This is a genomic window from Pseudoruegeria sp. SK021 (assembly GCF_002119405.1).
Lineage (GTDB): Bacteria > Pseudomonadota > Alphaproteobacteria > Rhodobacterales > Rhodobacteraceae > Meridianimarinicoccus.
The window spans coordinates 42,036-64,249 of record NZ_MTBG01000008.1; the positions used below are offsets into that span (position 1 = coordinate 42,036).

The 22,214-nt window shown below is 62.2% G+C and carries 25 protein-coding genes; 16 read left to right on the forward strand and 9 right to left on the reverse strand.

The annotated features are described in order from the left end of the window. The first annotated feature begins 11 nt into the window (after window positions 1-11). Window positions 12-344, forward strand: a complete 333-nt coding sequence (locus BV911_RS07270; RefSeq protein ID WP_086052942.1) for an iron-sulfur cluster assembly accessory protein — start codon at window positions 12-14, stop codon at window positions 342-344. A gap of 66 nt (window positions 345-410) precedes the next feature. On the opposite strand, the gene BV911_RS07275 is transcribed toward BV911_RS07270, so the two are convergent. Then, window positions 411-842 (reverse strand): peptidylprolyl isomerase, encoded by a 432-nt coding sequence (locus BV911_RS07275; protein ID WP_086052943.1) that lies wholly within the window; start codon window positions 840-842, stop codon window positions 411-413. A gap of 367 nt (window positions 843-1,209) precedes the next feature. Between BV911_RS07275 and xth the strand changes: the two genes are divergently transcribed. Next, window positions 1,210-2,016 (forward strand): exodeoxyribonuclease III, encoded by an 807-nt coding sequence (xth, locus tag BV911_RS07280; protein ID WP_086052944.1) that lies wholly within the window; start codon window positions 1,210-1,212, stop codon window positions 2,014-2,016. Between the two features lie 15 nt (window positions 2,017-2,031). Here the strand turns inward: xth and BV911_RS07285 are convergent, their stop codons facing one another. Then, complete coding sequence (locus BV911_RS07285) at window positions 2,032-3,204, reverse strand: FAD-dependent monooxygenase (protein ID WP_371587947.1); 1,173 nt, start codon at window positions 3,202-3,204, stop codon at window positions 2,032-2,034. 84 nt (window positions 3,205-3,288) lie between these two features. Then, on the reverse strand, window positions 3,289-3,711 hold the full coding sequence (gene dksA / locus BV911_RS07290; RefSeq protein WP_086052945.1) for an RNA polymerase-binding protein DksA: 423 nt from the start codon (window positions 3,709-3,711) through the stop codon (window positions 3,289-3,291). A gap of 213 nt (window positions 3,712-3,924) precedes the next feature. Between dksA and BV911_RS07295 the strand changes: the two genes are divergently transcribed. From BV911_RS07295 to BV911_RS07325, 7 genes are all read left to right on the forward strand, one after another. After that, entirely contained in the window at window positions 3,925-4,767 is an 843-nt protein-coding gene (locus BV911_RS07295) for a MoxR family ATPase (RefSeq protein WP_086052946.1), read from the forward strand. Next, entirely contained in the window at window positions 4,764-5,207 is a 444-nt protein-coding gene (locus tag BV911_RS07300) for a GNAT family N-acetyltransferase (RefSeq protein ID WP_086052947.1), read from the forward strand. Before BV911_RS07295 ends, BV911_RS07300 begins: the two co-directional genes overlap by 4 nt. A gap of 4 nt (window positions 5,208-5,211) precedes the next feature. Further along, window positions 5,212-6,597, forward strand: coding sequence for a DUF2927 domain-containing protein (locus BV911_RS07305; protein WP_240512179.1), 1,386 nt, complete (start codon window positions 5,212-5,214; stop codon window positions 6,595-6,597). Then, window positions 6,594-6,758 carry a hypothetical protein gene (locus BV911_RS19555; protein ID WP_086052948.1) on the forward strand — a complete coding sequence of 55 codons (165 nt, stop codon included), beginning with the start codon at window positions 6,594-6,596 and terminating at the stop codon, window positions 6,756-6,758. The genes BV911_RS07305 and BV911_RS19555 overlap by 4 nt, the downstream gene beginning before the upstream one ends. A gap of 4 nt (window positions 6,759-6,762) precedes the next feature. Further along, a complete protein-coding gene (locus BV911_RS07315; RefSeq protein WP_086052949.1) occupies window positions 6,763-7,947 on the forward strand; it encodes a VWA domain-containing protein in 1,185 nt (394 codons plus the stop codon). A 246-nt stretch (window positions 7,948-8,193) separates the two neighbouring features. After that, entirely contained in the window at window positions 8,194-8,850 is a 657-nt protein-coding gene (locus tag BV911_RS07320) for a VPLPA-CTERM sorting domain-containing protein (protein ID WP_086052950.1), read from the forward strand. 230 nt (window positions 8,851-9,080) lie between these two features. Then, the gene (locus BV911_RS07325) at window positions 9,081-9,770 is read left to right on the forward strand and encodes a M48 family metallopeptidase (RefSeq protein ID WP_086052951.1); all 690 of its coding nucleotides are present in this window, start codon (window positions 9,081-9,083) and stop codon (window positions 9,768-9,770) included. A gap of 6 nt (window positions 9,771-9,776) precedes the next feature. Here the strand turns inward: BV911_RS07325 and aroB are convergent, their stop codons facing one another. Next, entirely contained in the window at window positions 9,777-10,907 is a 1,131-nt protein-coding gene (aroB, locus tag BV911_RS07330) for a 3-dehydroquinate synthase (protein WP_086052952.1), read from the reverse strand. Then, on the reverse strand, window positions 10,894-11,454 hold the full coding sequence (locus tag BV911_RS07335; RefSeq protein WP_205963814.1) for a shikimate kinase: 561 nt from the start codon (window positions 11,452-11,454) through the stop codon (window positions 10,894-10,896). Before BV911_RS07335 ends, aroB begins: the two co-directional genes overlap by 14 nt. A 112-nt stretch (window positions 11,455-11,566) precedes the next feature. On the opposite strand from BV911_RS07335, the gene BV911_RS20210 reads away from it, so the two are divergent. Genes BV911_RS20210 through gluQRS form a run of 6 tightly spaced genes read left to right on the forward strand, consistent with a single transcriptional unit; the run spans window position 11,567 to window position 16,758 of the window. After that, the gene (locus tag BV911_RS20210; protein WP_086052954.1) at window positions 11,567-11,698 is read left to right on the forward strand and encodes a hypothetical protein; all 132 of its coding nucleotides are present in this window, start codon (window positions 11,567-11,569) and stop codon (window positions 11,696-11,698) included. Then, window positions 11,688-13,256 carry a hypothetical protein gene (locus BV911_RS07345; protein WP_086052955.1) on the forward strand — a complete coding sequence of 523 codons (1,569 nt, stop codon included), beginning with the start codon at window positions 11,688-11,690 and terminating at the stop codon, window positions 13,254-13,256. The genes BV911_RS20210 and BV911_RS07345 overlap by 11 nt, the downstream gene beginning before the upstream one ends. Next, on the forward strand, window positions 13,253-14,254 hold the full coding sequence (locus tag BV911_RS07350; protein ID WP_086052956.1) for a site-specific tyrosine recombinase XerD: 1,002 nt from the start codon (window positions 13,253-13,255) through the stop codon (window positions 14,252-14,254). Before BV911_RS07345 ends, BV911_RS07350 begins: the two co-directional genes overlap by 4 nt. Further along, window positions 14,251-15,603, forward strand: a complete 1,353-nt coding sequence (trmFO, locus tag BV911_RS07355) for a methylenetetrahydrofolate--tRNA-(uracil(54)-C(5))-methyltransferase (FADH(2)-oxidizing) TrmFO (protein WP_086052957.1) — start codon at window positions 14,251-14,253, stop codon at window positions 15,601-15,603. Before BV911_RS07350 ends, trmFO begins: the two co-directional genes overlap by 4 nt. 41 nt (window positions 15,604-15,644) lie before the next feature. After that, the gene (locus BV911_RS07360) at window positions 15,645-15,827 is read left to right on the forward strand and encodes a hypothetical protein (protein WP_086052958.1); all 183 of its coding nucleotides are present in this window, start codon (window positions 15,645-15,647) and stop codon (window positions 15,825-15,827) included. 40 nt (window positions 15,828-15,867) lie between these two features. After that, window positions 15,868-16,758, forward strand: coding sequence for a tRNA glutamyl-Q(34) synthetase GluQRS (gene gluQRS, locus BV911_RS07365; protein WP_086052959.1), 891 nt, complete (start codon window positions 15,868-15,870; stop codon window positions 16,756-16,758). On the opposite strand, the gene hisI is transcribed toward gluQRS, so the two are convergent. Beyond that, a complete protein-coding gene (gene hisI, locus BV911_RS07370) occupies window positions 16,739-17,098 on the reverse strand; it encodes a phosphoribosyl-AMP cyclohydrolase (RefSeq protein WP_086052960.1) in 360 nt (119 codons plus the stop codon). The two genes, gluQRS and hisI, sit on opposite strands and share 20 nt — an antisense overlap. Window positions 17,099-17,165: 67 nt before the next feature. Here hisI and BV911_RS07375 point away from each other — a divergent pair, with 67 nt between their 5' ends. Next, complete coding sequence (locus BV911_RS07375; RefSeq protein WP_086052961.1) at window positions 17,166-17,615, forward strand: iron-sulfur cluster assembly scaffold protein; 450 nt, start codon at window positions 17,166-17,168, stop codon at window positions 17,613-17,615. 156 nt (window positions 17,616-17,771) lie between these two features. Here the strand turns inward: BV911_RS07375 and BV911_RS20215 are convergent, their stop codons facing one another. The 3 genes from BV911_RS20215 to ligA all read right to left on the reverse strand — a co-directional run bounded on the left by BV911_RS20215 (window position 17,772) and on the right by ligA (window position 22,204). Beyond that, window positions 17,772-17,903, reverse strand: coding sequence for a hypothetical protein (locus tag BV911_RS20215; RefSeq protein WP_256388246.1), 132 nt, complete (start codon window positions 17,901-17,903; stop codon window positions 17,772-17,774). A 99-nt stretch (window positions 17,904-18,002) separates the two neighbouring features. Continuing rightward, on the reverse strand, window positions 18,003-20,093 hold the full coding sequence (recG, locus tag BV911_RS07380) for an ATP-dependent DNA helicase RecG (protein WP_086053008.1): 2,091 nt from the start codon (window positions 20,091-20,093) through the stop codon (window positions 18,003-18,005). Further along, entirely contained in the window at window positions 20,090-22,204 is a 2,115-nt protein-coding gene (ligA, locus tag BV911_RS07385) for an NAD-dependent DNA ligase LigA (protein WP_086052962.1), read from the reverse strand. Before ligA ends, recG begins: the two co-directional genes overlap by 4 nt. Between the last annotated feature and the right edge of the window lie 10 nt (window positions 22,205-22,214).

Sequence of the window (22,214 nt, forward strand, 5' to 3'; positions counted from 1 at the left end):
AAGGCTTCGCCATGGATCTCCAACTTCCGCCAAAAGTCACCGCCCGCGCCTTCGCGCGGCTGGCCGAGATCAACGAGGCAGCCGACAGTCCCAAGGCGCTGCGGGTCGCCGTCGAGGGCGGCGGTTGCTCCGGCTTTCAATATGAGATCAAGCTGGATGATCCGGCTGCCGATGATCTGGTGCTGGAAGGAGACGGCCAGAAGGTCGTGGTGGACAGCGTGTCCCTGCCCTTCCTTGGCAATGCCGTGATTGATTTTGCCGACGAATTGATCGGCGCACGGTTCGTGATCGAGAACCCGAACGCGTCATCCAGCTGCGGCTGCGGCACCAGCTTCTCAATGTAAGCTAGGCCGCGTCAGTTTGGCCGGTGTGGGCACGCCCATGGACGCCCCCACATCGGCCAGTGCCCATTAGGCGGCGATGGTGATCAGTTCGATGTCGAACGTCAGATCCTTACCGGCCAGCGGGTGGTTGGCGTCCAGCGTCACGGTGTCTTCCGTCAGTTCCGCCACCGTCACCGGCACAGCCTGACCCTGCGGCGTCTGCATTTGCAGTTGAAGACCCACTTCCAGCGGAATGTTGTCCGGAATGTCGGTGCGCGGCACGGCTTGGCGGGCTTGCGGGTTGACCGGGCCATAAGCCTCTTCCGGCACAATCGTGACCGACTTCGTGTCGCCCACGGTCATGCCCGGCAAAACCTTATCCAAGCCCGGGATAATCTGGCCAGAGCCGACTTCGAAGGTCAGCGGATCGCGGCCTGCACTGCTGTCGAATGTGGTGCCATCGCTGAGGGTGCCAGTGTAGTGAATACTAACAGTGTCGCCTGCCTTGACTGCGGTCATTGGGATCTCCAGTTCAGAACGTGTGTTTGGGGGTTCGCTTGGCAGGCCCCGAATGGGCGTGCCTTCACATTAAAGCCTATCATGTAGACTGGCCGTGTAAACCCGATGCCAAGGCACGGGGATCGCACGGGAATCAGTTTTTTCGCCCACGTCAGATTGTCGCGGGGGGTCGCGATTTCACCACCGATTGCGGTGAATCCGTCAGCCCAAGCCGCAGGTGCTGACCTTGGAACAGACCACAAACCGGGCGTCCCAAGATCCGGCGCGCCGGGTGTGCTGCGGGAGACCGAGAGCCGGAAAGCACTGGACGCGCCCCGACGCGATGGCCTAGTCAGGCCTCGACCCTTCCCACACGGTGGACCGACCCATGAAGATCGCCACTTTTAACATCAACGGCATTAAGGCGCGGATCACCGCCCTGAGTGATTGGTTGCGTGAAACAAGCCCAGATGTGGCGTTGCTGCAAGAGATCAAATCCGTCGATGACGGATTTCCGGTTAGCCATTTCAATGACTTGGGCTATAATGTCGAAACCCACGGCCAGAAGGGCTTTAACGGGGTTGCGATCTTGTCGCGGCTGCCACTGGAAGACGTGACCCGTGGCCTGCCGGATCCGGACGGCGGCGAACCTGACGAGCAAGCCCGTTGGATCGAAGCCACGGTGGTCGGCGAGCGGGCCATTCGACTCTGCGGTCTGTACCTGCCGAATGGCAATCCGGTGCCGGGTCCGAAATACGACTATAAGCTGGCGTGGATGAAACGGCTGCACCACCGCGTGCAAACCTTGCTTGCCCTCGAAGACCCGGCGGTGATCTGCGGCGACTACAACATCATCCCGCAACTGGAAGATGCCGCCCGGCCTGACAGTTGGCGCGAGGATGCCTTGTTTCGGCCCGAAAGCCGCGCCGCGTTTCGCAAGGTGGTCAATCTTGGCCTGACCGACGCCTTCCGCGCCATTCACCCGCATATGCCGCCAGCCCCGCCCCCCGGCCACTACAGCTTCTGGGATTACCAAGCCGGGGCTTGGACCCGCAACAACGGCATCCGCATTGATCACCTTCTCTTGACCCCGCAAGCGGCAGACCTGCTGACCGATGCCCAGATCGACAGTGAGTTTCGGGGCCGGGACAAACCTTCAGACCATGTTCCGGTCTGGATCAATCTGGCGGCCTGACGCCCGGGGGCCGGATTAGCCCGCCGTCACATCACAGCCATAGAGCCAGTCAAACCGGCGCAACGGTGCGCTGGGAGCCAGCCAGCCGCCCAGCCGCAGTGCGCTATGCGCCGCCAAGCGAAGCGGCGGCCAAGACAGATGATAGGCGCGGGCATTGAACCCGGCGGACGCCACAATGCGGACGCAACGCGCCCGGCGCCGCGCCTGAAACGCGCTAAATCCAGACGTGATATCACTGCCTTGGGACAAGCTATCGGCCAGAACCCAAGCATCCTCCAGCGCCATGCACGCCCCTTGCGCAAGAAAAGGCAAGGTTGGGTGCACCGCATCACCCAACAGCGCAAGTCTGCCGCGGTGCCAGTGTTCAGCCACCGGATGGCGGAACAAACCCCACAGATGCACGTCCGTCACCTGAGCCAAAAGCGCGCGCGCTTCGGGGGCAAAGCCTGCAAAGGCTGCCTGCATATTGGCCGGATCATCGCGCACCTGCCAGCCCTCTGCCGCCCAATCGTGGCGTTCCTGCACCGCAACGAGGTTCATCAAGCGGCCATCCCGCAGCGGATAGGCCACCAAGTGCCGCCCCGGCCCCATAAACACGCGCACATCCGGGTCTTGCTGTGCGCCCATCGGCACCGTCGCGCGCCACGCCACCTGACCGGTAAACGCCGCCGTTGGGACATCCCCCAGCGCCGGCCGCGCCACAGAATTCACCCCATCCGCAGCGATCACAACAGACGGCTCAAGCACGGTGCCATCAAGCAGCCCCAGCCGCACACGATCGCCAATTGGCTCAACCGACGCGACCGTCTGCCCCAGGGCAATCTCAACCCCCATGGCCCGCGCCGCGTCGGCCAACACATCAATCAGATCGGCCCGATGAACAAACAGATAGGGCTGATCGGGACGGAGGTTGGCCAAGTCCAACCTAAGCACAGGCGCGGCTTTGCGGTAATCCAACAGCCGGACCGAACGGGCCCGGACCGACCGGGCGGCAAGCGCCGCATCAAGGCCCAGCGCCCGCAGCACCGCCATGCCATTGGGCCCGATCTGCACCCCCGCCCCCACCTCAGAGATCTGCCTAGCTTGTTCCAAAACGCGGACCTGCGCACCACGCATCGCCAACGCAAGCGCCACCGACAGCCCACCTATTCCCGCGCCAATTACTGTGACCTGCTGTCCGATCAGCACGCTCCGCCTCCTGTCATGTCTGCCTCAAAGAAAAAGGCACCCGAGCCACCCCGGATGCCTTATCTTGTCTTCCGCCGCAGGCGATCAGTCGTCGCGATGCACCTTTTCACGACGCTCGTGCCGTTCCTGTGCTTCCAGCGTCATTGTCGCGATCGGGCGTGCATCCAAGCGCTTCAACGAAATTGGTTCACCCGTGCTTAGGCAATAGCCATATTCGCCTTCGTCGATCCGCCTTAGCGCCGCATCGATCTTGGAGACAACTTTGCGCTGCCGATCCCGGGTCCGCAATTCTAGCGCGCGGTCGGTTTCTTCAGATGCCCGGTCAGAGACGTCGGGAAAATTCCGACTGCTGTCCTGTAGACCCTCGATCGTGTCCTTACTGCCAGCCAGAAGTTCATTCTTCCAACCAATCAGTTTGCGACGAAAATACTCGAGCTGGCGGTGATTCATAAACGGCTCGTCCTCGGCGGGACGATAGTCGTCGGGTAGAAATGCCTCGGCTTTCATGTTAGCTCCCATCTTTGGCCCGGTGTCCGAAGCGATGGAACGGTCTGACAATTCATTCATCCTTTCGGGCAATGGGGGGCCCAGCTATGCCGGTCGCATACCCCATAGTCTTGTTCATGTCACGCATATTCATCGCAAATTTATCCACGCTTGAAGCCCCTCCGGGGTGTGGTAGGGTTTGCAGAACGACCGGGCGGGCAGCAGGATTGAATGATGCGATTTGAGGGAACGGAAACCTACGTTGCCACCGAGGATCTGACGGTCGCGGTGAATGCCGCAGTGGCGCTGGAACGTCCGCTTTTGGTTAAAGGGGAACCCGGCACCGGCAAAACCGAACTGGCACGGCAGATATCAAACAGCCTTGGGCTGCCGATGATTGAGTGGTCGATTAAATCGACCACGAAGGCACAGCAGGGGCTTTACGAATACGACGCGGTTAGCCGTTTGCGGGACAGCCAGCTTGGCGATCCCCGCGTGTCTGATGTCGGCAATTACATCCGGCGTGGCAAGCTGTGGCAGGCCTTTGCCGCCGAGACCCGCACGGTGCTGCTGATCGACGAAATCGACAAAGCGGATATCGAATTTCCCAACGACCTGTTGCAGGAACTCGACCGGATGGAGTTCTTCGTCTACGAAACCGGTGAGACCATCGTGGCCCGGCAACGGCCCATCGTCATCATCACGTCCAACAATGAAAAAGAATTGCCCGATGCGTTCCTGCGCCGGTGCTTTTTTCACTATATCCGCTTTCCCGATATCGACACTCTGCGCAAAATTGTCGAAGTGCATCACCCCGGTATCAAGCAAGCTTTGCTGACCGCGGCGCTGACCCAATTCTACACGCTGCGCGACACGCCCGGCTTGAAGAAAAAGCCCTCGACTTCAGAAGTGCTGGACTGGCTCAAACTGCTTCTGGCCGAGGATCTGTCCCCAGAGGATCTGATGGCTGATCCCGCGAACGCGCTGCCGAAACTTCACGGCGCGCTTCTGAAGAACGAACAGGATGTCCATTTGTTCGAACGCATGGCCTTCATGGCGCGGAGGCAGCACCGATGACCGCCACCCTTCGCCCGCTCACGGCCAGCGACAAGGACCAGTGGACCGCGCTGTGGCGAGACTATCTGGAGTTTTATCAGGCCACCTTGCCAGACTCGCAGTTCGATCTGCAATTCGCGCGTTTGATCGGCGATGACCCCCGGGATTTCAACGGCATCGTGGCCGAGATTGATGGCCAACTGGTCGGGATCGTGCATTTTGTCTTTCATCGCCACGGCTGGCATGCCGAAGACGTCTGCTATCTTCAGGACCTTTATGTCGCCCCTGTCGCCCGCGCCACGGGTCAGGGACGCGCCCTGATCGAAGCGGTCTATGCCGCCGCCGATGCCGCCGGAGCGGCCAATGTCTATTGGTTGACACAAAGCTTCAACACCACTGCCCGCCAACTTTACGACCGGGTCGGGCGTGAAACCCCGTTCCTGAAGTACCAGCGGTCTTGATCGGGTGACCGCGCGGCTCGGCCCCTTCGGCGCATTGGCCGTTGCCCTTGTGGTCACAGCCTGTAGCCCGGCACCAACGCGCCCGACAGCACCGAAACCCAGCCAAACAGCGACCGTGGCGATGCCCGCGATGAAACAATTCGGCGCGCCAAATCCAACGCCACCGGATCGCTCGAACACCGAAATCGGCCGGGACTTCATCGACCTCAGCTTACAATTGGAAAACGGCCGCGATCTGCCGATTTTCACCCGTTTCGAACAGCCGATCACCATCGGCCTGACCGGCAAGCTGACCCCGATCTTCCGCCAAGAATTGGACCGCCTGATTGGCCGCTTGCGGCGAGAGGCGGGCGTGAACATCCGCCGGACCGATACGCCGGCCACGGCATCGATCACGGTCGAGGCCATCAGCCAAGCGCAATTGCAGCGGGTCGTCCCGACCGCCGCCTGTTTCGTTCTGCCCCAGCGGATCAGTTGGGACGAGTTCACCCGCAACACCCGGCGGCGCGATCTGAACTGGACGGAATTAAAGGTCCGCAACGCCGCGACCGTTTTCATTCCGGCCGATGTCAGTCCACAGGAAATCCGCGACTGCCTGCATGAGGAAATCGCCCAAGCCCTTGGGCCGGTGAATGATCTGTACCGGTTGGACGATTCGATTTTCAACGATGACAACATGCGCTCGGTTTTGACCGGGTTCGATATGATGATCCTGCGCGCGACCTATGATCCGGCTTTGCGTAACGGCATGACCCGGCAAGAGGTGGCCGCCGTCCTGCCCCCGCTGCTGGCGCGGATCAATCCGCGCGGCGAACGCATCGCCACCCGGCCCTATCGGCCCAGCCCCCGGGATTGGGTGGACGCCATTGAGCACGCCCTGTCCAACGGACGCCGCGACCCGGCCCGCCGGCGCGCCGCCTATAAAGCGCTGGACATCGCACGAACCGAAGGCTGGCAGGACACGCGTCTCGGGCTATCGCTATTGACCGTTGGCCGGTTGGCTGAGGCCGATGACGGCAGTCTGGGGCTGGACGCGTTCTTTGAAGCTGCCGATGTTTATGGCCAAAGCCCCGACACCGCCATTCAGGCGGCCAATGTCGCGATCCAAATCGCCGCCTTTGCCCTTGTGGCCGGCGAGATGGACGCGGCCATCCGCATCGCCAACACCAATATTCCGATCGCGAAAAAAGCCGAGAACGCCGCCCTTATGAGCGATTTTCTGATGGTCAAGGCGTCGGCATTGGATGCCAAGGGCCTGACCGCACAGGCCCGGTCCGTTTGGCTCGACAGTTACGGATGGGGCCGGTATGGGTTGCGTTCGGACGAGGTCATCCTTGGCCGGGCGGCCGAGATTGCCGCATTGGTGCCGACCCCTCAGGAGGGAACATGATTATCATCGCAGGTGCGATCCTTGGCGGGTCTTACGGGGCTTGGCTGGCCGCGAAACGTAAAGGCAACAAATACGACATCGCCCAATATGCGGCCACTTTCGCCATGGCGTTCGCGGTGATCGGCCTGTTCGCGACGATTTTCATCAATCGCATGATGTAAGCTGATGTTTCTGCGCTTTTTTGAAACCCTCCGCACAGCGGGCATCCCGGTTTCACTGCGCGAATTTTTGGGGTTTCTGGAAGGGCTAAGCGCCGGTCTGGTGACTTATGATGTCGACGGGTTTTACTTTCTGGCGCGCACCACAATGGTCAAGGATGAACGGTTCATTGACCGCTTTGACCGGGCCTTCGCCGAAACTTTCAAAGGGCTGGAAGCTGTATCGGTTGCCGATATGCTGGACGCGGCAAACATCCCGGCCGCGTGGCTTGAAAAACTGGCCGAGAAAACCTTGTCGCCCGAAGAAATGGCCGAAGTTCAATCGGCAGGCGGTTTTGACAAGCTGATGGAAACCCTCAAACAACGCCTGAAAGACCAAGAGGGCCGACATCAAGGCGGCTCAAAATGGATCGGCACCGCAGGCACGTCGCCCTTTGGCGCTTATGGCTATAACCCAGAAGGCGTGCGGATCGGGCAGGACGCCTCCCGCCATCAACGCGCCGTCAAGGTCTGGGACAAGCGCGAGTTCCGCAATCTGGACGATTCCGTCGAACTTGGCACCCGCAATATCAAGGTCGCGCTTAAACGTCTGCGTCGCTGGGCCCGGGATGGGGCCGCCGATGAACTGGACCTTGACGGGACCATCCGGGCCACCGCCGAGCACGGGTATCTGGATGTTCAGACCCGGCCCGAGCGGCGCAACGCCGTCAAGGTTCTGCTGCTGCTCGATTCCGGCGGGTCCATGGACCCGCATGTGCGCATCGTCGAAGAACTGTTTTCGGCCGCCCGGTCCGAGTTCAAACATCTGGACCACTTCTATTTTCACAACTGCCTCTATGAGGGGGTCTGGCGCGACAACGCCCGACGCTGGCAAGAGCAGACCCCGACATGGGATATTCTGCGCACCTATGGGCCGTCGTGGAAATGCATTTTCGTCGGCGATGCCAGCATGTCGCCCTATGAGGTGCTCTATCCCGGCGGCGCAAACGAACATTGGAACGCCGAAACCGGCGAGACTTGGCTCACCCGCGCCCGCGACCACTGGCCGGATCATCTGTGGATCAACCCGGTCCCTGAACCCCATTGGCCGCGCATCCAGACAATCGGCCTGATCCGCGACTTGTTCGACGGGCGCATGGTGCCGATGACGCTGGACGGTCTCACCCGGGGCATGCGGGTTTTGGGACGCTGACGGATACCGCAACGGGCGACTTACCGCCTGAGGCCGGAGCCAAGACAGAGGCCACCTCAGACCGCTTCCGTTAACCATTTCACCGATCAATCAGACGTTAACCATAAGTTTTAACTGAATTTATTCCAACTTCGCCGTACAAGCCCTTATCCGCCGTCCGGAGCGGGGCCTTGGCGCCACCCCCACCATCAGGGGCACCCACGCCGTCCCGAGCCGGATCTTTTTTCCTTGTAAGGGACTATTGTCATGATCCATTTTTTCACTCGTGTGACCGCTGCCGCGATCCTTGCCCTCTCCGTCTCGAACGCCGCCAGCGCCGCGTCTTTTCTTGGCGAATTCTGGGATGTTCGGGGATCGGTAACATCCTTGTCCTCTGCCCAGAGAATCGTGTCCAGACAAGCTCCCACGGCGACCTTCACCTCGACCGCAGTGGATTACTTCCCCGGCCGGACCCAATCGCAAAGTGACTTCCACACCTTGACGAGGTTCCTTGGTCGGGATGCCGCCTCGCTCTCCGGGGCGCAAAACACACGGCTAATGGGATCGGTTTTTCGCTTTAGTGGTACCTTGGACCTTGCCGCCGGGACCCACAGCATTGCCGTCGGGTCGGATGACGGGTTCGGGCTGTCCTTCAATGGCGCAAGCATTGCCTCATATTCGGGCCTGCGCAACTTCGGCACCACTCGGACAACCTTCACCAGCACCGGGGCCCCGGTGGACTTCGATCTGGTCTTCTTTGAGAATACCGGTCTGACCGGTCTGGAGTTTCGCATCGACAACACCATCGTGACCGATGCCATGGCTTATACCACCCCCGTGCCGCTGCCCGCTGCCCTGCCGTTGCTGGCGGGCGCGATGGCATCGCTCGGTCTGATGCGCCGCCGGCGGACCCGGTCCGCCTGATCGCAAGATCAGACCGGAAATCCCCGCAGATGTGTCCGGCCGTTGATGCGGCCGGACACAAAGTGTGTCTCGGCGATGCCCACGAATGCATGGCCGCCCGCGGCTCTAACGATGACATCTCAGGCGGCGAGCATCCTCACACCATCAAATAAATCGCCGCCATGACCCGCACGCCCGGTTCTGGTCGATTTGCGCTTGCCGGTCCCCGCCCCCGCCCCCATTTATCCAGTATGTTAAAGTTCACCCCGATCCTGCTGGCGATCCTTTACGGCGTCGCAATGTACATGATGTCGGCGTTTCGAACCCGACGCGAACTGGACACCAAGTCGTCAGTCTTGGTGGATCCGGGGCTGACCCGCCATACCGACCGCTTGGCGGCGGCCCTCGATCTGCCCAAGATCACGGTGCATGTCTATGAAATCGCACCGGTCAACGGATTGGCCGCCCCGGATGGCCGCATTTTCATCACCCGGGGGTTTTACAACAAATATCGCGCAGGCGATGTCACCGGCGAAGAGATGGCCAGCGTCATCGCCCATGAGCTTGGCCATGTGGCCTTGGGCCATACCCGCAAGCGGATGATCGATTTCTCGGGTCAGAATGCGTTGCGCACCGCGCTGGCGGTGGTCTTTTCGCGGATCCTGCCGGGGCTGGGCCTGATCATTGCCAATGGGCTGTCATCCCTTCTGGCCGCGCATATGTCCCGCAAAGACGAGTTCGAGGCCGACGCTTATGCCTCAGCCCTGTTGATCAAGGCCGGGTTCGGGACAGCGCCGCAAAAGGCCCTGTTTCACAAGCTGGACGCGCTGACCCAATCCAATCGCGGCACCATGCCAGCGTGGTTTCTCAGCCACCCGGATGTGCAAGCCCGGATCACCGCCATCGAAACCAACGAAGCCCAGTGGGTGCCCCGCCCCTGACGCCTGTCAGGCGGTATGAGGTACCACCCGAAGCGCATCGGTCAGCACGCCGCGCAGGGTGTGCGCATCGACATCATCGGCCACAAAAGCTTGCCCGATCCCCCGCGCCAGAATAAAGCGCAACTTGCCATCCACGACCTTTTTATCCTGCCCCATCAGGGCAATCAGCGCATCAGCATCCGGCAGATCACCGGGAATATCCGCCAAGTCTTTCTTCATGCCCATCTCGGCCAGATGGGCGCGGACCCGGCTGGGGTCTTCCTGCGCGCACAGACCAAGACGCGCCGACAATTCAAACGCCAGCGCGCAGCCGATGGCCACGCCCTCGCCATGCAGCAGCCGGTCGGAATAGCCCGTCGCAGCTTCCAAAGCATGACAGAAGGTATGGCCAAGGTTCAGCAAGGCCCGGTCGCCCTGCTCGGTCTCATCACGCACGACAATCTCGGCCTTCATCTCGACCGAGCGGCGCACCGCGGCGATCCGGGCGGTGTTGTCGCCTGCCGCCATAGCCGGGCCGTCGCGCTCGAGCTGCTCGAAGAATGCCGCGTCGCCAAGCAGGCCGTATTTCGCCACTTCACCATAGCCGGACAGAAAATCCCGGGTCGTCAATGTGGTCAACACACCCGTGTCGGCCAGAACCAACGTCGGCTGGTGAAAGGCACCGATCAGGTTCTTGCCCTGTGGCGCGTTGATGCCGGTTTTGCCGCCAACCGAACTGTCCACCTGCGCCAGCAAACTGGTCGGGATCTGCACGAACCGGACCCCGCGGCGCAGCACCGCCGCCGCGAATCCCACCAGATCGCCAATCACCCCGCCCCCGAAGGCGACCACAACGTCGCGCCGCTCGATCTTTTGTTCGAGCAGCCATTCGACGGTGCGGGTGAATTGCGGCCAAGCCTTGGTGCTTTCGCCGGGCGGCAGCGTCAGCGCCACCATCTCAACCCCAGCCGCCGCCAACCCGGCCTGCAACGCCGCCAAATGCAACGCGCCCACCGTTTCGTCGGTGACTACGGCGACCCGCGGTCGGGCCAGAAACGGCGCAATCCGCGCCCCGGCAGAGGCGATCAACCCATGCCCGATGACAACATCATAGGCGCGATCGCCAAGCGGCACATGGACGGTTTCAATCGCGGACATTCTGGGACACTTTCAAAATTTCTGGGTGTTGAGACAGGGTCTTAACCACTGTTGTCGCCATATCTTCGATTGAATAATTTGAACGCGACATCACATGAAGCTGCGCCCCTGCATAAATCGGACAGCGCAAATCATACAGCGTTTTCAAGGTCTGATACGGGTTGTCGGTTTGCAACAAGGGCCGCGTGTTGCGGTATCGCACCCGCGCCCACAACAAATTCAACTCGGCATTCAGCCAGACCGACACGCCCCGATCCCGGATCAGGTCGCGATTGCGTTCCGACATAAACGCACCGCCCCCGGTCGACAGGATGCAGGGCGGGCCGTCCAACAGACGCCCCAGTACCTGAGTTTCCTTTTCGCGAAAGAATGCCTCGCCATGATCCCGGAAAATTTCAGCAATGGTCCGATTGGCCGCCGCCTCAATTTCGTCATCCTGATCCACGAACGGCACGCCAAGATGACGCGCAACCGCAGTCCCAACTGCAGTCTTGCCTGACCCCATCATGCCCACCAGCACGACGGTCTTTTTTAACTCCACACCCAACCGACTATGTCCTGCCTTCAAAGATTGCACTTCTATGACGTGATCTCTCGGCTTTTCCCATATATAAAAGAAAAAAACAGGGCTGGCATTCCATCCGAGAGGCAACACAATCGTGCGTTTATTCAAGATCATTCTGATTCTCATTCTTCTTGCCGTCGTTGGCATGGTCGGCTTCGCGTTTCTGGGCGATCTCAGCCCGCAACGGTCAGAGGTCCGCATTCCGGTGCAAATGAATGGCGAATAGCGCGACGCGCCTTCTGGCCGCTACTGCATGTGCAGCACTGCTCAGCGCCGTGCAGTCCAACGCCCAGACCACGCCGACAGCCAGCGTGCCCTCGCCAACAGCGCCGCTGTCCGCGATTCCGTGGCTGTCCGAAACACTGGAATATCGCCCCATCCGCCGGCGCGAAGCGCCCCCCGCCCCGGTTCCCGAATCGGACAACATCACCGTCAGCGCCATTGATGCGCCCACCCCGGCTGCCACCGGCCTGCTGTCACCTGCGGTGACCGGGCTTCCGGCGGATCTTTGGGCCGGATCAGAGGGGGCGGTTCTCACCCGGCTGGTACGCGCCATGCCTCTGCTGCCGCAGCCCGCCCTGCAACAGGTGTTTGATGGGCTGCTGTTGCTCGAAGCGACGCCGCCCGCCGCAGATGGCTCTGACTTGTTGCTGGCCCGGATCGACGCCCTGCTGCTGCGCGGTGCCTTGGACCCGGCGCAAGCCTTGCTAGAGCGCGCGGGCCCTGACACGCCGGCCCTGTTTCGCCGTTGGTTCGACATTTCCCTGCTCAATGGCACCGAAGATCGCGCCTGCGCGACGTTGGCCAAAAAACCCGAACTGTCCCCCAACTATGAGACCCGGATCTTCTGTCTGGCCCGGATGGGGCGTTGGCTCACTGCGGCGCTGACCCTTGAGACCGCAACCGCGCTCGATCGGATCACCCCGGACAGCCGGGACCGTCTGGCCCGGTTTCTCGATCCCGAACTCTTTGAAGGCGACGGCCCCGCGCCGCGCCCCAGCCCGGTCACACCGCTGGACTTTCGCATTCTCGAAGCCGTGGGCGAGCCGGTGCCCACCAGCGGCCTCCCCTTGGCGTTCGCGCAAAGCGACCTGCGCCACGTGATCGGTTGGAAAGCCCAACTGGATGCCGCAGAACGGCTGGCACGGGTCGGATCGTTGCCGGTGAACACCCTGCTGGGGATCTACACCGCCCGCCGCCCTGCCGCCTCTGGCGGGGTCTGGGATCGGGTGACGCTGTTGCAAGAATTGGACATTGAGATCGCTGCAGGTGACGCCACGGCTGCGGCCATGACCTTGCCCTTCGCGTGGAACGCCATGCGCGAGGCCGACCTAGAGGCCGTGTTCGCCCAAATGATGGCCCCGCGCCTGTCCCGGCTCAGCTTTCAGGGCGAGGCCGCCCGGATGGTCTATGAGCTTGGTCTGATCTCGAACAGTGCCGCGGCACTGGCGCCGCCGCCATCCGGGGTCGAACTGTCCCCCGACCTGGCCTTCGCCGCCGCCCTCGCCACCGGCGATCTGAAACGGGCGACACCGGTGGACGACTGGCAATCGACGATTCGCGCCGCGCTTCTCAGTCCGGACCTGCCCCCCACCTATGCCCGGATGATCGAGGATGGTCGCACCGGCGAGGCGTTGCTAACCGCGCTGGCGCGCTTGGTGAATGGCCGCGAAGGCGATCCGATGGACATTGCCGAGGCGTTGCAACTTCTGCGCGCCTTGGGGCAAGAGGCCACCGCCCGGCAAGCTGCGTTGCAGATCCTGCGCATCGAGCCGCGCCAATGACACAGCCCGCTCCCGGCAACAGCACGGGGACGGCATGGATCAGCCGCTTTCTGGAAGCCCAAGCCGCCGAATTGGATGCCGCGCGCAACACCCAACTTGCTTACGGCCGCGACCTGAAGGACTTTTTGGCATGGTTGGTCCGCCACGACACCGGCTTCGAGACCGCCAGTCGCGACCAGATCGAAGCCTATCTGGCGTTCTGCAACGATCAAGGCCTGTCCGCCGCCACCCGGGCAAGGCGGCTTGCCTCGATCCGGCAACTCTATCGGTTTGCGTTCGAAGAAAAGCTGCGCGCTGACAATCCGGCGATCCGCATTCGCGGCCCCCGCAAGGCCAAAAGCCTGCCCCGCACCCTCAGCGAAGCCGAAGTCAGCGCCCTGCTGACCGCCGCCACCACCCATGGCCGCGCCGCAGCCGACCGCCTGCGCAATACCTGTTTGATGGAAATCCTTTACGCCACCGGCCTGCGGGTCACAGAGCTGGTGACCTTGCCGGTGGCGGCCACTCGCGGCGATCCGCAGGTGCTGTTGGTGCGCGGCAAAGGCAACAAGGAACGCATGGTGCCGCTGTCCACCCCGGCCCGCCGCGCGCTGACCGCATGGCTGGCGCATCGCGATGCCGCCGAGGATCTGGCCCGCAAGGAACACGGCACCAAACCCTCACCCTATCTCTTTCCCAGCCGGGCCGCCGCCGGTCACATGCCCCGACAGAGCTTTTTCCTGATGCTTAAGGATCTGTGCGTCGCCGCAGGCATCTCGCCGCAGAAGGTGACCCCGCACACCTTGCGCCACGCCTTCGCCACCCATTTGTTGGAACACGGCGCCGATCTGCGGGCCATCCAACTATTGCTGGGCCATGCGGACCTGTCCACCACGGAAATCTATACCCATGTGCTGGAAACCCGCCTGCGAGAGCTTGTACTGACCCACCATCCTCTGGCACAGAACGCGCCTGCGCCAACCCGGGCGCACCCTATCCAAGATAAGGCCCAGACATGACAGAGACCCTTCACATTATTGGCGGCGGCATGGCTGGATGCGAGGCGGCTTGGCAGGCTGCGGAACTGGGCGTGCCCGTAGTTCTGCACGAGATGCGCCCCACTGTTGAGACCTTCGCGCACCGCACCGGCAATCTGGCCGAAATGGTCTGCTCGAACTCATTCCGCTCCGACGATGACGAAGCCAACGCGGTCGGGCTGCTGCATTGGGAAATGCGCGCCGCTGGCGGGCTGATCATTCAATCCGCCGATGCCCACGCCTTGCCAGCCGGATCGGCTTTGGCGGTGGACCGCGATCCGTTTGCCGAGACCGTAACTGCGCGTATCCACGCCCACCCCCTGATCACGGTAGAAGCCGGCGAAATCACCGCCCTACCCACATCTGGCCATTGGATCATCGCCTCCGGACCGCTAACCTCAGGGGCCTTGGCCAATTCCCTCCGGGCCGAGACCGGTGAAGATGCGCTGGCCTTTTTCGACGCCATCGCCCCCATCGTGTACGCTGACAGCATCGACATGTCGAAAGCGTGGTTCCAATCACGCTATGACAAGGGCGATACCGAAGAAGAACGCACCGCCTATCTAAACTGCCCGATGGACAAGGAGACCTATGAGGCGTTCATCGACGCGCTTTTAAGCGCCGAAAAAGCCGAATTCAAAGAGGGTGAGACCGCCCGTTATTTTGACGGCTGCCTACCAATCGAAGTTATGGCGGAACGCGGACGCGAGACTCTGCGTTTCGGTCCTATGAAACCTGTTGGCCTGACCAATCCGCACCAACCCCAGATCAAAGCCCATGCCGTGGTGCAGTTGCGCCGCGACAATGCGCTTGGCACCCTGTTCAACATCGTCGGCTTTCAGACCAAGATGAAGTACGGTGCGCAGACCGAAGTTCTGCGGATGATCCCCGGGCTGGAAAGCGCCAGCTTCGCCCGTTTGGGCGGCATCCACCGCAACACCTTTCTGAACTCACCGACCTTGCTGGATGGGCAGATGCGCCTACGCAGCCAGCCGCATATCCGGTTCGCGGGCCAGATCACCGGGGTCGAAGGCTATGTGGAAAGCGCCGCGATGGGTCTGCTTGCCGGTCGCCTTGCCGCAGCTGAGATCCTTGGCCGCCCGATCACCCACCCGCCTGCGGATACCGCGACCGGCGCGCTGGTGACCCACATCACCGGCGGGGCTGACGCCAAGACATTTCAGCCGATGAACGTCAACTTTGGTCTGTTCCCCCCGATCGACGCCAAGGGCGGACGTCGCGGCCGCAAAGACCGCTACAAAGCCTATACTGACCGGGCCAAAGCCGCGTGGCAGGACTGGCTCGATCTGCCCAAAACCGGGGCGGCCTGAGCCCCAGCCCCCCAGACGCCCACCTGTGACGAGGACATGACATGAACTATATTCTCGCAATCTTTCTGCCCCCGTTGGCGATCTTGTTCACCGGTCGCTGGATAGTTGCCATCATCACCTTCCTGATCTGGATCCCCGCCCTGTTCTTCTCGGGCGGGCTGACCCACCCCATGTTCATCCTGCTGGCATGGTTCTTGATTCACCAAAAAAGCGTGGCCCCCTGATCGGCGCCTGCCGGAACCAACTGGCTGCGCAACCATGCCCATGATCACCCGATTTGCCCCTTCGCCCACCGGCCCGCTGCATCTGGGTCACGCCTATTCAGCGCTGCTTGCCCAAGACATGGCCGGGGCGGCGGGGGGTACGTTCTTGCTTCGCCTGGAAGACATCGACCGCAGCCGCGCCCGTCCCGAATGGGAGGCGCAGATCTTCGCGGACCTGCACTGGCTTGGCCTGCGCTGGCCAGAGCCGGTGCTTCGGCAATCAGACCGCATGACGGCCTACGAGGCGGCGCTGGACGATCTGTGGCAACGGGGGCTGCTTTATGCCTGCACCTGTACGCGCCGTGACATTTCGGATGCCCTGTCTGCGCCGCAGGAAGGCGTGCCAACCCACGGCCCCGACGGTCCGATCTATCCCGGCACCTGCCGCCCTGCACCGGACGCCGTCGCGCCGACCCAGCCGCGCCCGAAAAGCGGCACCTACCGGCTAAACATCGGCCGGGCCGTGGCAGTGCTTGCCGGTGAACCCACTGCGCCGGTCCTGCATGTGGTCGAGACTGGGCCCGGCCCAAACCACGGTTCCACCGACGTTCCTCTCGCGCATTTGGCCCACACCATCGGCGATGTGGTGCTGGCGCGGGCGGGCATGGGCACGTCCTATCATCTGTCGGTGGTTGTGGACGATGCCGCGCAGCAAATCACCCATGTGGTGCGCGGGGCCGATCTGGCTGAGGCCACGGTCATTCACGTGTTGCTGCAACGGCTTTTAGGGCTACCAACGCCAACCTATCACCATCATCGGCTGATCCGGGATGCGGCAGGCAAACGGCTGGCCAAACGTGATGACGCCCGCGCGATCCGGCTGTACCGGGACATGGGCGCAACGCCAGCAGACATTCGCGCCTTGGTCGGGCTTAGTCCTCTGGCGCCATGAGCTCGTGCTCGCCATCCAAGTCAACGGCAGTGTAAAAGCAAGATTTCCGATTGGTGTGGCACGCCGGACCGACCTGCCGGACCCGCACCAGCAGGCAATCTCGGTCGCAATCCACCCGTAACTCTTCCAGATGCTGAACGTGGCCACTGGTTTCACCCTTGACCCAGAAAGCTTGGCGCGAGCGCGACCAATAGGTCACCCGCTTGCTTTGCAACGTCCGCATGACCGCCTCGGAATTCATCCAGGCCACCATCAAAACTTGGTTGGTGACCGCGTCTTGGGCGACGACCGGGATCAAGCCCTGCTCATTATAAACCAGACTGTCGGGATCGAAACTCATGGGTTATCCTTTGCAACAGGGCACAGCACCGCTATGTACAATACCTGCTCCAGAAGGAAAAGCCGCCGTGGCCGATACTGATCTTATCAAACTCTATTCCAAGCGCATCCTGCGGCTCGCCACTGAGATTCCCCTGACCGGGCGCCTTGACGCGCCGATGGGCACCGCGCGCTGCCGGGCGCCGCTGTGCGGATCGTCCGTGGTTGTTGATCTGGATGTGCAAAATGGCCGCGTTGTGCGTTTTGCACAGGACGTGAAGGCCTGCGCCTTGGGTCAGGCCGCTGCCGCCGTGGTCGGGGCTGACATTCTCGGTCGGAACCGCGCAGAGATCGCCGCCGCCCGGGCGCAACTGGCAGCGATGCTGAAATCCGAAGGCCCGGTGCCGGACGCGCCTTTCGCGGAGTTTGAAGTGCTGCTTCCGGCGCGCGACTATGCCAACCGCCGCGGCTCCATCCTGCTCAGTCTGGATGCAAGCCTACAGGCCTTTGATGCTGCCGTCGCAACTGACTGCGTCTGACGCCGTCTGATCCCACCGCCGAAGAAAAAGCGCCGCACTCCGGGGCAGGAGGCGGCGCAAGTGGTGCGGGACAGGACAGGCTCTGGACAGGGCAAAGACCAGAGACAGGCGAGCCATTAGGCGATGGCAGATGTCCGTGGGTCCCGCAGGGGCAGTTCAAATAGCGGGCAGAAGTCCCGGCAGATACAGAAACCCAAAGAAGGCGATACAGAGCGAAATTGCCCCCAGAAGGTCGCGCCACATAGTTGCGGCGGATCGCTCAATGGCCTGTTTGACATCTTCGATCATCGTCTCGGCTCCTTTGTGTTCCTATAATGTTCTTATGCCGATTCCGTTAACCTTTGTAAAGAAAAATTAAGAACACAAGTGGAACACCGGGGCGCGAAATTATCCGACATGCAGCAATTTCAGTGCCTTATCCTGTTCCAAAAGCCATAGGAGCGCCCGGATCGCAGTTCCACGCGGGCTGGATAAAGTGGAATCGCGTGCCAGACAGGCCCGGGCATCGCTTTGCGCCAACGCCATCAAATCGGTTTGAGTCTCCAGATCCGCAACTCGGAAACGCGGGATGCCGGACTGCGCCACCCCGATCACATCCCCGGCGCCGCGCATGGCCAGGTCTTCCTCGGCAATCCGAAATCCATCCTCGGTATCGCGCAGCAACATCAAACGCCGCGCCGCCGTTTCCGACAACGGCGTGTCGTACAACAGAAGGCAGGTCGAGGAGGCGGCCCCCCGCCCGACCCGGCCCCGCAACTGATGCAACTGCGCCAGACCAAAGCTTTCCGCCTGCTCAATCACCATGATCGAAGCATTGGGGACATTGACGCCCACCTCGATCACCGTTGTCGCCACCAGCACCTTGGTCACCCCAGCGACAAAATCGGCCATGGCGCGATCTTTGCGCTCGGCCGGCATCTGGCCATGGACCAGACCGACGGTGCCCTCTGGCAGAACAGCGCGCAACTGAGCAAAGCGCTGCTCAGCCGCGACCATGGGCACCGACTCGCTTTCTTCGACCAGCGGACAGACCCAATAGGCCTGCCGCCCCTCATCTGCCGCTTTGCGCAGATGCGTCACCACATCGTCCAACCGGTCCACCGCCATCAAGGCGGTCTTGACCGATTTGCGGCCCGGCGGCTTTTCATCCAGAACCGACAGGTCGAGATCGCCATATTGGGTCATGGCCAGCGAGCGCGGGATCGGCGTGGCCGTCATGACCAGAAAATCGGTCCGCGCACCCTTTTCCCCCAGTTCAAGGCGCTGCCGGACGCCGAACCGATGTTGCTCATCCACGATAGCCAGTCGCAAATCCGCGAACTGCACATCGGCCTGAAAGACCGCATGGGTCCCCACCAGAATGTCGATCTCACCCGCCGCCAGCGCCGCCAATTTCGCGGCCCGCCCCTGCCCGGAATCGCGCCCGGTCAACACCTCCAACCGACAGCCTGCCGCGTCGGCCAATGGCGCCAGCGCGTCCCGGTGCTGTCGCGCCAGAATTTCGGTCGGGGCCATCAGCACGCCCTGGCCGCCCGCCTCCACCGCCGTCACCAGCGCCAGAAGGGCCACCAGCGTCTTGCCCGCGCCCACATCCCCCTGCAACAGGCGATACATCCGCCGGTCGCTGGCCATATCCGCAGCAATTTCAGCCGCTGCGCGACGTTGCGCAGCTGTGGGAGAAAAATCCAACGCTGCCAGCACTTTGTCCCGCATGATGCCGGTGCCGATCGCGGGCCGGCCTTTCGGTGACCGCGCCTGCGCCCGGGCCAACGCCAAGGTCATTTGATGCGCAAACAACTCATCATAGGCCAAACGTTCCCGGGCTGGACTACGCGGCGACACATCGTCGGCCCCGTTGGGATCATGCGCCGCCGCCAATGCCTGCTGCCAGTCGGGCCAGCCCCGCTGTGCTTTCAGCGCCGGATCAATCCATTCGTCCAAGCCAGGCGCCCGTGCTAACGCCGCGGTGATCGCCCGGCTCATCACCCGGCCACCGATCCCGGCGGTCAGCGGATAGACCGGCTCAAACGGGCGGATCGTGGCGGCTTCGGTCAGCGGCAGAACATGATCCGGGTGCGCAATCTGTGCCAACCCGTCGAACAGTTCCAGCTTTCCCGAGACGATCCGGTCTTCGCCGACCGGAAGCAGATTTTTCAGATAGCCCTCATTCGGACGAAACCACACCAGAGACAAACTGGTGCCCGCATCCTCGACCGTGACCCGATAGGGCCGCCCCTTTTGCGCCGGTGCCTGATGCCGCAACACCCGCACTTTCACCGTCACCACGCTGCCCGCTGCTGCCCCCACCACACTGTCGCGCAGGCGCCGATCAATGATGCCTTGCGGCAGGGTAAAGATCAGATCCCGCGGGCGGCTGACATCCATCTGGGCGAAATGCGCGGCGGTCTTCGCGCCGACCCCATCCAAGGTTTCCAGCCCCGCGAACAAGGGGAAAAGCTGGGGCGGACGGCCGCTCACGCCGCACCGATCAGGGCCATCCACGCCGCTTCGTCCATGATCTCAATCCCAAGACTTTCCGCCTTGCTGGCCTTCGACCCCGCCCCCGGCCCGGCCACGACAATGTCGGTTTTTGCCGAGACCGACCCGGACACTTTCGCCCCCATAGCCTCGGCACGGGCCTTGGCCTCGGCCCGGGTCATCTGTTCCAGATTGCCAGTAAACACGATGGTCTTGCCGGCAATCGGGCTTCCCTCACCGCTCGGACGGGCCACCGGCTGAATTTGCAAATGTGCCACGAGCCGGTCAATCGACGCCCGCTCGGCGGCTTGCCCCAATGCCGTGACCAACGAGCCCGCCATGACGCTGCCGACGCCGTCGATCGACAGCAAGTCTGCCCAAGCCTCATTCTCGGGGCTGGCGGCATCCACTGCGGCAGTCAGTGCTTCCCACGTGCCGAAATGCCGGGCCAAAAGCGCGGCCCCCGCCTCGCCCACGTGCCGAATACCCAGCGAGAAAATCAACCGGTCCAGCGGGATTTGCCGTTTAGCGCGGATCCCGGAAAACAGGTTCTGCGCCGATTTCTCGCCCCAGCCTTCGCGGTTTTTTAGCTGTTGAAGGCCACTGCCATAACGCGCCTCTAGCGTGAAAATATCGGCAGGTTCCGCGATCCAGCCGTCCTCGGCAAATTGTTCCACCTGTTTCGCGCCAAGCCCATCAATATCGAATGCGGCCCGGGACACGAAATGCTTGAGCTTTTCCACCGCCTGCGCCGGACAGATCAGCCCACCGTTACAACGGCGCACCGCATCGCCCGCCTCACGCGGCGCGTCCGAGCCGCAGATCGGACAAGTCGTTGGAAACACGAACGACACCGCGTCCTCTGGCCGTTGCGACAGATCAACATCCGCAATTTTTGGAATGACATCGCCAGCGCGATACACCTGAACCCAGTCACCGACACGGATGTCCTTGCCGTCCCGGATCTCGGCGCCCTTAGCGCCATGGCCAGCAATGTAGTCTTCGTTATGCAGGGTCGCGTTGGATACGACGACGCCCCCCACGGTGACCGGCGTAAGCCGCGCCACCGGAGACAGCGCCCCGGTCCGTCCCACCTGAATGTCGATCGCCTCCAGCCGCGTCCAAGCCAGTTCTGCGGGGAATTTATGGGCGATCGCCCATCGCGGCGTGGTCGACCGAAAGCCAAGCCGCCCCTGAAGCGCCAGATCATCCACCTTGTAGACCACGCCATCAATGTCATAGCCAAGCGTCGCGCGCTGCTGCGCGATCTCGGCGTAAAGCGCCAAAAGCGCGTCCGGGGACGGGCAGCGCCGGGTCAGGGGATTGATCGAAAAGCCAAGCGCGCCGAGGCGTTCAAGCGCGTCAAATTGCGTGTCGGCCAATGGCTCGGACAGCGTGCCCCAACCATAAGCAAAAAACCGCAGCGGACGGCGCGCTGTGATTGTGGCGTCCAACTGGCGCAAGGATCCGGCCGCGGCATTTCGCGGATTGGCGAACGGCTTGCCGCCGACCTCGGCCTGCCGGACGTTCAGCGCCGCGAAATCGTCCTGATGCATATAGACTTCGCCGCGCACCTCCAGCACCGCGCCGACCCCGGTCAGGGTTTGGGGAATATCGGCAATGGTCCGGGCGTTCGCGGTCACGTTCTCGCCGGTGCGCCCGTCGCCCCGCGTCGCCGCCTGAACCAATTGCCCATCCTCATAGCGCAGCGACAAAGACAGGCCATCGATCTTCGGCTCGGCCGTATAATCCAACGGATCGGCCGCGGACATGCCCAGATATTTCCGGACCGAACTGTCGAAATCGGCAACGTCCGCGGCGTCAAACGCGTTGCCCAACGACATCATGCGCTGCTGATGCGCGACCTTGGAGAAGGCGTCAGACGCCGGTGCGCCAACCGCGTCGGTCGGGCTGTCGCTCCGCTTGAGATGCGGGAACCGTGCTTCAATTGCCTGATTACGCCGCTTCAGCCGATCATACGTGGCGTCATCGATCCGAGGATAATCTGCGCCGTGATAGTCTTCGTTCGCCTCGGCCAGACGCTGCGCCAATTCGGCCAGTTCCTGCCGCGCCGCATCTTCTGTCAACGTTTCGATGGTTGCTTCTGCCACACGCCCGATC

Coding starts and splice junctions, on each gene's coding strand:
- BV911_RS07325 (WP_086052951.1), top strand. CDS start 9,081: ATGTTAAAGTTCACCCCGATCCTGCTGGCGATCCTTTACGGCGTCGCA.
- BV911_RS19555 (WP_086052948.1), top strand. CDS start 6,594: ATGATTATCATCGCAGGTGCGATCCTTGGCGGGTCTTACGGGGCTTGG.
- BV911_RS07270 (WP_086052942.1), top strand. CDS start 12: ATGGATCTCCAACTTCCGCCAAAAGTCACCGCCCGCGCCTTCGCGCGG.
- BV911_RS07350 (WP_086052956.1), top strand. CDS start 13,253: ATGACACAGCCCGCTCCCGGCAACAGCACGGGGACGGCATGGATCAGC.
- hisI (WP_086052960.1), bottom strand. CDS start 17,098: ATGAGTTTCGATCCCGACAGTCTGGTTTATAATGAGCAGGGCTTGATC.
- BV911_RS07300 (WP_086052947.1), top strand. CDS start 4,764: ATGACCGCCACCCTTCGCCCGCTCACGGCCAGCGACAAGGACCAGTGG.
- BV911_RS07345 (WP_086052955.1), top strand. CDS start 11,688: ATGGCGAATAGCGCGACGCGCCTTCTGGCCGCTACTGCATGTGCAGCA.
- BV911_RS20215 (WP_256388246.1), bottom strand. CDS start 17,903: ATGATCGAAGATGTCAAACAGGCCATTGAGCGATCCGCCGCAACTATG.
- BV911_RS07315 (WP_086052949.1), top strand. CDS start 6,763: ATGTTTCTGCGCTTTTTTGAAACCCTCCGCACAGCGGGCATCCCGGTT.
- gluQRS (WP_086052959.1), top strand. CDS start 15,868: ATGATCACCCGATTTGCCCCTTCGCCCACCGGCCCGCTGCATCTGGGT.
- trmFO (WP_086052957.1), top strand. CDS start 14,251: ATGACAGAGACCCTTCACATTATTGGCGGCGGCATGGCTGGATGCGAG.
- BV911_RS07360 (WP_086052958.1), top strand. CDS start 15,645: ATGAACTATATTCTCGCAATCTTTCTGCCCCCGTTGGCGATCTTGTTC.
- xth (WP_086052944.1), top strand. CDS start 1,210: ATGAAGATCGCCACTTTTAACATCAACGGCATTAAGGCGCGGATCACC.
- BV911_RS07275 (WP_086052943.1), bottom strand. CDS start 842: ATGACCGCAGTCAAGGCAGGCGACACTGTTAGTATTCACTACACTGGC.
- dksA (WP_086052945.1), bottom strand. CDS start 3,711: ATGAAAGCCGAGGCATTTCTACCCGACGACTATCGTCCCGCCGAGGAC.
- BV911_RS07295 (WP_086052946.1), top strand. CDS start 3,925: ATGCGATTTGAGGGAACGGAAACCTACGTTGCCACCGAGGATCTGACG.
- aroB (WP_086052952.1), bottom strand. CDS start 10,907: ATGTCCGCGATTGAAACCGTCCATGTGCCGCTTGGCGATCGCGCCTAT.
- BV911_RS07320 (WP_086052950.1), top strand. CDS start 8,194: ATGATCCATTTTTTCACTCGTGTGACCGCTGCCGCGATCCTTGCCCTC.